This window comes from Streptomyces sp. SID5785, from assembly GCF_009870065.1.
Taxonomy (GTDB): domain Bacteria; phylum Actinomycetota; class Actinomycetes; order Streptomycetales; family Streptomycetaceae; genus Streptomyces.
In genome coordinates, this window is the sequence record NZ_WWIA01001034.1 from 1 (window position 1) to 614 (window position 614).

Here is a 614-nt window from a genome sequence, read left to right on the forward strand (position 1 = left end):
CATGAGCACCGTGTCGATGATGTAGACGTTCGCGTTGGCCGTCTTCACGTTGCCGCACACGACCTTGGCGCTGTCGTTGACCGTGTAGGACTCGCCCGAGCCCGCGGTGGTCAGCTTCGACTTCTCCAGGGTGGGGAAGGAACCCTTCTCCAGGTCCTTGGGCGCCAGCTTCTGGCCCACGACGTGGTAGGTCAGGATCTTGGTGAGCTGCGCCTTGTCGTTCAGGACCTTGTCCAGGTCGGCCTTCGGGATCTTCTCGAAGGCGTCGTTCGTGGGCGCGAAGACGGTGATGTCCTTCGCGTTGTTCAGTGTGTCGACCAGACCGGCCTTCTTGACGGCGGACACGAGCGTGGACAGCGCGGGGTTGTGCGAGGCGGCCGTGGCGACCGGGTCCTTCGCCATCCCGTCGAACGAACCGGCGCCGTCCTTCGGGACGGAGGAACACGCGGGCCCGAACGGCTCGCTCATCTGCGAGGCACCGGCGGACGGGCCGGACTTCTGCGACCCCTCGGACGACGCGCTCGCGGACGTGCTGTCGGACGCCTTGTCCTTGGAGTCGCTGTCGGAGCAGGCGGTCAGGGCCAGCGGCAGCACCGCGGCGGTGGCGACGGCGA

Annotated in this window: 1 protein-coding gene; it reads right to left on the reverse strand. The window is 67.1% G+C overall.

Going from position 1 to position 614, the window contains the following annotated elements; translation table 11 throughout:
- Positions 1-614 (reverse strand): fasciclin domain-containing protein (locus GTW43_RS33405; protein WP_161305730.1); only part of this gene is annotated, 614 nt, incomplete at both ends.